At 68.0% G+C, this 3150-nt stretch carries 4 protein-coding genes; 2 read left to right on the top strand and 2 right to left on the bottom strand.

Features of this window, described 5'->3' with window-relative positions; translation table 11 throughout:
- Nucleotides 1–538: hypothetical protein (locus E4N62_RS25510; protein WP_230218235.1), on the top strand; the 538-nt coding region annotated here is incomplete at its 5' end.
- Nucleotides 539–687: 149 nt separating this feature from the next.
- Nucleotides 688–1191 (top strand): hypothetical protein, encoded by a 504-nt coding sequence (locus tag E4N62_RS25505; protein ID WP_230218233.1) that lies wholly within the window; start codon nucleotides 688–690, stop codon nucleotides 1189–1191.
- Between the two features lie 277 nt (nucleotides 1192–1468).
- Here the strand turns inward: E4N62_RS25505 and E4N62_RS25500 are convergent, their stop codons facing one another.
- Nucleotides 1469–1732 (bottom strand): hypothetical protein, encoded by a 264-nt coding sequence (locus tag E4N62_RS25500; protein ID WP_230218231.1) that lies wholly within the window; start codon nucleotides 1730–1732, stop codon nucleotides 1469–1471.
- A 173-nt stretch (nucleotides 1733–1905) separates the two neighbouring features.
- Nucleotides 1906–3090, bottom strand: a complete 1185-nt coding sequence (locus tag E4N62_RS25495; protein ID WP_230218229.1) for an IS701 family transposase — start codon at nucleotides 3088–3090, stop codon at nucleotides 1906–1908.
- Nucleotides 3091–3150: the final 60 nt, after the last annotated feature.

Genomic DNA, 3150 nt, shown 5'->3' with positions numbered 1-3150 from the left:
GTTCCCGTCGCCAACGCTGGAGACCCGGCGGCCGTCCAACGGCCGCGGGACATTGGAAGGGAACCTCATGAGGCTCAAGCAACTCGGCCGGATCGGTACGGCTGGTGGGCTCACCGTCGCAGCGGTGGGCGCATCGATCGTCTTCACACCGTCCATGGCGTCCGCGGACAGCACCTGGGAGTGCTACGGCAAGCAGGTCAAGCGCTGTGCGACCGTATGGTGGGACGACGAGGCCGACACATACCGGGCACGGGCGAAGATCACCGACGTCGCCGGCGGTGGCAACTACACGGTCGCGGTCAACGACGTGAAGCTCCTGCGCTTCAACGGCACCAGGACGCTGACGGTGAAGTCCGCCAAGGACGACGACGGCTGGCACCGCACCCAAGACCTGGCAGGCACCTCGTCGGTCAACCCGTGCAGGTGGCCGACGAACAGTTTCCAGGTACAGGCGAAGTTCACCTGGAAGAAGCAGGGCGGGACCGCGAGCACCAAGACCTGGCGCCCCGAAATGGGCTGGGGCCACGCCTGCAACTGACCGTCTCCGCTCCGGTTCCCTGCCCGAAGCGAACCATCGCGCTCTCGCTCCGGCCGGGGGCACCTGCCCACCGCCCCTGGCCGGTCCCCGTACGCACGACCGCGCTGCCCCCCGGCGGCCGACTGGTCACCACCATCACCGGCACCGCGATGATCCTCGTCGCCGACAAAACGCCGGACGGAGGCGCCCGCGGCTTCATCTCCTGCGACCAGGCCACGTTCATGCGCACCCGCCACGGCGACGACTACGACGACGTCTCGCCCGCCACCGAGGTGTGGCAGGCCGCGGACGAGGACGGGGAGACGTCCCTCAGCCGCTACCCGCTCACCTACGTCCCGGACTCCTGGGCCGTGCACGCCACCCTGGAGCTGGAGGCGCCCGGCATCGAGCACCGCACCGAGCAGCACGAGGACGGTGGGCGCACCGTCTGGATGGCCCACCCGGACGGCTCCTGGGCCCGCGCCAGCACCAGGAAGCCCCGTGACCTACCGACAATCCACCAAGGCGGTCCCCGCCGCCTGTGGGACCTACTGACCGATGTCCTGGACCGTCTCATCATCGGCGGGGAACTGCCGGTGACCGGGGCCCGCGTCACGATCACCCCCGACGGACAGGCCACGCTCTCACGCGGCCGGTGGTCAGCCACACTGTAGGCATCTGGCCACGCGAACCACGCTTGAGTGGGAGTCACCCGCGAACCCCGGCAATACCCCGCCAGCCCCACCCCTTGCGCTGCGACCGCCACTCGGACGATGACGACACCGGGGGGTTCTTGGGGCGCCTCCTGCAACTCGGGCGCACATCCTGCGGGCGAACCACGCACAGATGGCGTCCCCTTCCCCAGCACAAAGCGTGCGCGCCGTGTGAAGGCGCGGGCCGGACGGGCGCAGCGTCAGGCGCCCGCATCCACTTACGTGACGACCCGGCCGGTCAGGATCCGGCGTCGGCAGGCCGCTGATGCCCGCATGGCGCCGGATTGCCATCCTTGTCGAAGACCTCGGCGTCGCTTCCCGCGTTCACCCACACTGTGATGCCCTGATCATGAACGACGACGTTGAACGGCGACTCCTCGGGCTCCGTCTCGGTCACGACGGTGAACTCCTCACCTGAACGCATCCAGTGATCAGTTCCCCACGGCTCCACCCAGAGGCAGAGCAGGCCGCCTGTCTCGTTACTCACGCTGGTCTTCGACACGCAGGCACTCTAATACTGCAACGGTGCTTGTTCTGAGTACTGGGCAGTTCAGGGGCTGTGTCCGCGTCGTTTGTAGTGGCTGATGCGGGCTTGGTGCTGGCGTCGGCGGCGCCAGTGGGACCAGTGCAGGATGTGGTCGACCGGTGCTGGTCGGCGGTTGGTGAGGCGGGTTATCAGGCGTCGGATTTCGGCGAGGCTGAGGTGGATGAGCTGGGAGGATCCGTTTCTGCTTTGTCCGTGTCCAGCTGTCGGGCCCGCAGGACGGTCAGGCAGGCGTGGGCGGCCATGGCCAGAGTCATGTGGCGGTGCCAGCCGGGGTAGCGGCGGACCTGGTAGTCGTCCAGGCCGCATTCCTGCTTGGCGGTCTGGAAGCATTCCTCGACCGCCCAGCGGCTGCCCGCGATGCGGATCAGCTCGTCCAGCGTCGTGTCGGCGGGACAGTAGGCGATGTAGTAGGAGATCTCCTCGGGCCTGCTCACGCTGCGGCGGGCGAGGACCCAGTGCCGGCGGTCCTCGCGGTGCCAGGGCCTCACTTCGACGCGGGCCCAGTCGTAGATCCGTCGGCCATGTGCTCCCTCGCCGCAGGAACGGCGTTTCCATTTCTGCCGGGGCAGGCCGGGGAACAGGTCGTGGACGGGGTGGTCGATGGACCAGCGGGTGACGACGGTGTCGTGCCGGGTGGTGGCCATGACGTGGAAGACGTCCGCTTGCTCGAGCTCGAACCGCCAGCCCTTGCTGTAGCCGTAGGCGGCGTCCGCCGTGACCCAGGCGAACGGGATCTTGTCGGCGATGGCCCGGCGGACCATCGCCTTGGCCATGGCCACCTTCGTGGCGAAGGCGACGTGGTCGTCGATGCCCGCCCGGCGGCAGCGTTCCCGGTCGTCCGTCCAGGACGTGGGCAGATACAGACGGCGGTCGATCAACGTGCGTCCGCGGCCGGTGGCGTAGGCGAGGAACACGCCGATCTGGCAGTTCTCCGTGCGGCCGGCGGTGCCGGAGTACTGCCTTTGCACCCCGGCCGAACGGACGCCCTTCTTCAGAAAGCCGGTGTCGTCGACGATCAGGACGGCATCGCTGTCTCCGAGGTGTTCCACCACGTAGTCGCGTACGTCGTTCAGGACCTCGTCGGCGTCCCACTCAATCCGGTTCAGCAGCCGGTGGATGCGATCGGGACCCGCGTGTCCTGCCTCCTCCGCCAGCGTCCAGCCGTTCTTGCGCTGCAGCGGCGCAACCAGCCCACGCATGTAAGCCAGCGCCGACTGACGCGGCTCCTCCCGGTTGAACCGGTGCACGAACCGCTCATGCAGAGCACCCAGTTCACCCGCCCACAACCTGACATCAGCAAGGTCCCCACCCATGACCACACCAACGACAAGCTGGCCAGCAGTCACGGCAAAGACCGTTGCAGTACTAGGGTG

It is taken from the genome of Streptomyces sp. MNU76 (genome assembly GCF_020982545.1).
Lineage (GTDB): Bacteria > Actinomycetota > Actinomycetes > Streptomycetales > Streptomycetaceae > Streptomyces.
Note: the sequence above shows the minus strand (reverse complement) of the source record. Positions and strands in the feature narration are given on the sequence as shown.

Bases quoted from the DNA above. Each gene is read 5' to 3' on its own strand.
- E4N62_RS25505 (WP_230218233.1), top strand. From the start codon at position 688: ATGATCCTCGTCGCCGACAAAACGCCGGACGGAGGCGCCCGCGGCTTC.
- E4N62_RS25495 (WP_230218229.1), bottom strand. From the start codon at position 3,090: ATGGGTGGGGACCTTGCTGATGTCAGGTTGTGGGCGGGTGAACTGGGT.